The 3842-nt window shown below is 56.2% G+C and carries 2 protein-coding genes and 2 pseudogenes; 3 read left to right on the forward strand and 1 reads right to left on the reverse strand.

Going from position 1 to position 3842, the window contains the following annotated elements:
* Positions 1-164: 164 nt before the first annotated feature.
* Positions 165-1202, reverse strand: coding sequence for an IS5 family transposase (locus YA0848_RS35530; protein WP_023082810.1), 1038 nt, complete (start codon positions 1200-1202; stop codon positions 165-167).
* 140 nt (positions 1203-1342) lie between these two features.
* On the opposite strand from YA0848_RS35530, the gene YA0848_RS35535 reads away from it, so the two are divergent.
* The 3 genes and pseudogenes from YA0848_RS35535 to YA0848_RS35545 form a co-directional block, all read left to right on the forward strand.
* Complete coding sequence (locus tag YA0848_RS35535) at positions 1343-1729, forward strand: diacylglycerol kinase (protein WP_031297681.1); 387 nt, start codon at positions 1343-1345, stop codon at positions 1727-1729.
* A gap of 34 nt (positions 1730-1763) precedes the next feature.
* Positions 1764-3413: pseudogene (locus YA0848_RS35540) on the forward strand (LTA synthase family protein); the annotation flags it as partial.
* Between the two features lie 68 nt (positions 3414-3481).
* A pseudogene (locus YA0848_RS35545) lies at positions 3482-3842 on the forward strand (transposase); the annotation flags it as partial.

Here is a 3842-nt window from a genome sequence, read left to right on the forward strand (position 1 = left end):
GGGCACCTCGAATAACGCGAGGTTTTCAGTGAATCCGACCGCCAAATGATGGCCATGATCGAATTCGGTTCGATTTCTGCGGCGAATCACCGCTTTCTGGGCGGTGTCGCCCCGTTTTTCTTCCGAATCGCCCTCTGCAGCGGCGATTCGGCCCACTCCGGGCGTCAGAAGGCCTTGATTCCCGCCTTCTGGAAGTACACCAGCCGCTTCAAGTTGTAGCAGGCCGCCATCATCGTCATCGCAAAGTTCGCGCGCCCCTGTCCGATGGTACGGATCAACTTGCCGCCCATCTGCTCGATGCTCGCGAACACGTGCTCCACTCGGGCACGCGTCTTGGCGATGCGGTGGTTGCGCCGTTGCTGACACTCGGAAAGGGGCTTGTTGCGGTACCCCTTCCTCTGGATCTGATTACGATAGCCGTGATCCTTGAGCCAGCCCTCCCGGTCTGCGCTGGTGTGGCCTCGGTCCGCATAGACATCGCGGCTCGTGTTGCTCCGGTCGATGAGCGCATCGAAGTGCTTGCTGTCATGGACGCTGGCCGTATCAGTCTCGAATTTGCGGATGATCTTGTACTTCTTGTCCACGTTGACCGAGAGCTTGTAGCCGAAGTGGTTCTTGCCGTGCTTCTGCGTCCAGGTGGCATCCGTATCCTTCTGGCGCCGTTTGGCTGGCTTCCAGTTAGCCGGCATCGCGCCTTCCCTGACCAGCTTGTTCTCCTCACGGCTGTTACGTTGCTTGGGAGCAGGCACCAGCGTGGCATCGACGATTTGGCCGCCGCGGGCGATGAATCCGTGCCGGAGCAGTTGGGCCGTGACACCGTCGAACAGGACCTTCGCGCCGGCGTCGCCGATGCGGTTCTCGAACGTCCACACGGTCGTTCGATCCGGAATATTGACCGCGCTGGCCAACCCGCAGAATCGCTTGTAGCTCATCCGGTCAAGCAACTGGTACTCCATCTGTTCATCCGACAGGTTGTACAGCCGCTTGAGCACCAGAATCCGCACCATCGTCTCCGTCGGATACGGCGGGCGACCGCCTTGAGGGCTGACAGGGCGCGGCGCTACCCGATCGACTTCCGCCGCAAGTGCCGCGAAATCGATGTACGACTCGATCTGGGCCAGCGGATCTCCAAGCGTGTCGATCTTCTTCCGATGATGTTCGTCAGCGAACAGGTCCGTCTTGATGGCAGTGCGCTTCTTCATGGCTGGTGTCAGAGAACGAAATCAGGACAACGCAATTTTACCAATCGCAGGGGGCCGAGGTTTTTCGAGGTGCCCTTTATCCACCAGGCCTATCAGCAAGCGCTGAACGACCCTGCTGGAGTGTTGCAGCCATGAGCAACATGCCACAGAGCGACGAATTGGATGCCCTCTCGTTGAAAGGCCGCAGTGGCTTTACCCGCATTATTTATGCCACTAGATACTCGCTGGCAGGCTTGCGGGCAGCGTTTCAAGGCGAAGCCGCTTTCAGGCAGCTGCTGTTATTAAATGCAGTGCTTCTGCCGCTGGCTTGTCTGGTGGATGCAACGCCCAGTGAGCGCGTGTTACTGATACTCGTGCCGATGCTGGCGTTGATAGTGGAGCTACTCAACTCAGCCATAGAGAGCACTGTTGACCGTATTTCCCTGAGCATCCACCCACTGTCTAAACAAGCCAAGGATATGGGAAGTGCGGCGCAACTCATTGCACTGATACTGATTGCCCTTACTTGGGGTTTGATCCTGTTATAGCTCCCCATTCTTAAATTATAAAAGGCTACCCATTATGCCTCCCCGCATACCAGCGTCCGCTGATGCCTCCAATGCGAAAGAAAAACTTGGCCTTAGCGAACACCTGGCCTCCCTTTTTGGCAGTGCAGCGCTGTTAGTAGCTTTGCTGACCCTGTTACGCGTGGCCCTATTACTTTTCAACCGAGAGCTGATTGGAGCTACCGCGTGGACCAGCCTGGCAGAAGCGTTTTTTAATGGCCTGCGTTTCGACTTGCGCTTAGTGGTCTATATCTGCGCACCACTGACCCTGGCATTGGCATATCGCCCGGCAATGGTCTGCCGGACATGGCAACGCATTTGGCTGGGGACTTGCGCAGCGGTAGCTATCCTGCTCGGCATGATTGAACTGAACTTCTATCGAGAGTTTCATCAGCGTCTCAACGCATTGGTCTTTCAATATTTGCAAGAAGACCCGGCAACTGTGCTGAGCATGCTCTGGTATGGCTTTCCAGTGCTGCGCCTACTGGGTGCCTGGCTGGCGTTGAGCGCTCTCTTTTTCGTACTGCTGGGTTGGCTGGATATACGCACTCGTGGCAAGGGCCGCTCAACCGTCGAGTCGCGCCGAACAATGAATAAGCTTGGTCATGGTATGGCGCTGCTGCTTTGTCTGGCTATATCGGTCGTTGTGGCGCGAGGTACTTTGCGGCAAGGGCCGCCACTACGCTGGGGGGATGCATTTACCACAGACTCAATGTTTGCCAACCACCTAGGCCTCAATGGCACCTTGAGCCTTTATGCCGCGGCCAAGAACCACTACTCAGGTGATCGCGCCGACAAGGTTTGGAAGAGCCGCATGCCCGCAGATCAAGCGACGACCCTGACACGCGATCTCTTATTCACCGAACACGACCGCCTAGCAGACCAGAACACAGCAGCGATCCGCCGCGATTTCCAGCCCCCACAAGACAGGCGCCTGCCGATCCGCAATGTCGTAGTGATTCTGATGGAGAGTTTTGCTGGGCACTTTGTTGGCGCGCTCGGCAGCGAAGCTGGCATCACACCGAACTTCGACCGACTGGCTCAGGAGGGTGTGCTGTTTCGCCGCTTCTTCGCTAATGGCACCCATACCCATCAAGGCATGTTTGCCAGCATGGCCTGTTTCCCAAATTTACCCGGTTTCGAGTACTTGATGCAGACTCCGGAAGGAGGCCACCAATTCTCCGGTCTGGCTCAGTTGCTTAGCACTCGCGACTTCGACGATCTGTATGTCTACAACGGCGATTTTGCCTGGGATAACCAACGTGGCTTTTTCAGCAACCAGGGCATGACACGGTTTATCGGTCGTAATGACTTTGTTGACCCCGTGGTATCTGACCCGACATGGGGAGTGGCTGACCAGGATATGTTTGATCGCGCTGCAGAAGAACTGTTCAAGCAAGACCCGAAGAAACCCTTCTATGCACTCCTGCAAACGCTTTCAAACCATACGCCTTACGCGCTGCCAGGTGTGTTGCCTGTTGAGCCCGTGACAGGGCAAGGTTCGCTTGATCAGCACCTGACAGCTATGCGTTATTCTGACTGGGCTCTGGGACGATTTTTTGAAAAGGCTCGTAAAGCGCCTTATTTCAAAGACACCCTATTCGTGGTCGTGGGTGACCATGGCTTTGGTGCTCAAGAGCAGTTAACCGAGATGGATCTGTACCGGTAATCCCCCCTGAAATCAGCCCTCGTCAGAAGTAGAATTTTCTCCTAATCGGATCAAGGAAATTTTGCGTGAAGACATCGCGTTTTTCGGACAGCCAGATCATCGCCATCCTCAAGCAGGCTGAAGCCGGCAGCCCAGTTCCGGCGCTGTGCCGCGAGCATGGCATCAGTTCGGCGACCTTCTACAAGTGGCGTGCCAAGTTCGGCGGCATGGATGCATCATTGATGACCAGGCTGCGTGAACTGGAAGAGGAGAACCGTCGGCTCAAGAAGATGTACGCCGAGGAGCGCCTCAAGGCCGAGATCATCCAGGAGGCCATGGCAAAAAAGTGGTAAAGCCATCTCAGCGGCGCGAGATGGCGCAGCAGGCGGTTCGTTCAGGCAAAGCCAGTATCAAATTAGCGTGCCTGTCGTTTGGTATCAGCACGAC

Source organism: Pseudomonas sp. S4_EA_1b (genome assembly GCF_016307435.1).
GTDB classification, from domain to species: domain Bacteria; phylum Pseudomonadota; class Gammaproteobacteria; order Pseudomonadales; family Pseudomonadaceae; genus Aquipseudomonas; species Aquipseudomonas rhodesiae.

Excerpts from the sequence above, each read along its gene's own strand:
- YA0848_RS35530 (WP_023082810.1), bottom strand. The coding sequence starts at position 1,202 with ATGAAGAAGCGCACTGCCATCAAGACGGACCTGTTCGCTGACGAACAT.
- YA0848_RS35535 (WP_031297681.1), top strand. The coding sequence starts at position 1,343 with ATGCCACAGAGCGACGAATTGGATGCCCTCTCGTTGAAAGGCCGCAGT.